This is a genomic window from Ornithinimicrobium sp. F0845 (assembly GCF_023015765.1).
Lineage (GTDB): Bacteria > Actinomycetota > Actinomycetes > Actinomycetales > Dermatophilaceae > Ornithinicoccus.
The window spans coordinates 1-1,246 of the sequence record NZ_JALKAL010000035.1; the positions used below are offsets into that span (position 1 = coordinate 1).

The 1,246-nt window shown below is 67.5% G+C and carries 1 protein-coding gene; it reads left to right on the top strand.

Annotated elements, in window-relative coordinates:
- Positions 1-1,246: acyltransferase (locus MWU75_RS19605; RefSeq protein ID WP_247094143.1), on the top strand; the 1,246-nt coding region annotated here is incomplete at both ends.

Genomic DNA, 1,246 nt, shown 5'->3' on the forward strand with positions numbered 1-1,246 from the left:
CCGTTTGCCTGGGTTTGGCCGGGCCGGCGGGTCTGTTGTGCGTGCGGGTTTTCGGGGGGATGTGGAGGGGTTGCGGGCGGTGGCTGTGTTGTTGGTGATGGTGTATCACGCGGGGGTTGGGTGGTTGCCGGGTGGGTTTGTGGGGGTGGATGTTTTTTTCGTGGTGTCGGGGTTTGTGATCACGAATCAGTTGTTGCGGGAGTTGGAGTCGACGGGGCGGTTGTCGTTGGTGGGGTTCTACGGGCGGCGGGCCAAGCGGTTGTTGCCGGCGGCGGGGTTGGTGCTGGTGGTGACGGCGGTCGGGAGCTGGTTGTTGGCCAGTCGGGTGCAGTGGCAGCAGGTGGGTGGGGATATCGCGGGGGCGGCGGCGTATGTCGTGAACTGGGTGTTCTCGGCGCGGTCGGTGGATTATCTGGCTGAGGATGTGGAGCCCTCGCCGGTGTTGCATTTTTGGTCGTTGGCGGTGGAGGAGCAGTTTTATCTCATCTGGCCGTTGGTGATGTTGGGGTTGTTCGTGTTCTTCCGTGCCCGGGTGCGGCGGGCGGGGGTGCGGGAGGGCGGCTCCGGGGTCGGGGTGGTGGTCCCGGAGCGGCGGTTGGTGGCGGCGGGGTTGTTGGCGGTGGTGGTGGTGCCCTCGTTGGTGTTCTCGGTGGTGTACACGTGGTGGCGTCCGGAGCAGGCGTTCTTCGTGACGCCGACGCGGTTGTGGGAGTTGGGGGTGGGTGGTCTGGTGGCTGTGGGTGCTGGTGCGTGGTCGGTGTGGCGGCCTCGGACGGGGGCGTTGGTGGCCTGGGTGGGTGTGCTGGCGGTGCTGGCCAGTGGGTTCGTGGTGACGGCGGGGTGGGCGTGGCCGGGGGCGGCGGCGTTGGTGCCGGTGCTGGGCACGGCGGCGGTGATCGTGGGTGGGTTCACGGCTTCTCGGGTGGGGGCGGCGCGGTTGTTGGGGTGGGCGCCGTTGGTGTGGGTCGGTGGGTTGTCGTACTCGTTGTATCTGTGGCACTGGCCGTTGTTGCGGTTCTGGGAGTGGGGTGTTGGTGAGCTGACGGTGGTGCAGGGGTTGGCGGTGGTGGCGTTCTCGTTCGTGCCGGCGTGGTTGTCGTTCCGGTTCGTGGAGTCCCCGATCCGGCACGCCCGGACGTTGAACGCCACACCTCGTTATGCCCTGTCCGTGGGATTCAACTTCACCGCCGTCTCCCTGCTGGCCGGGCTCCTGCTCATCCAGGCCACCACCCCCACCACCACCGGC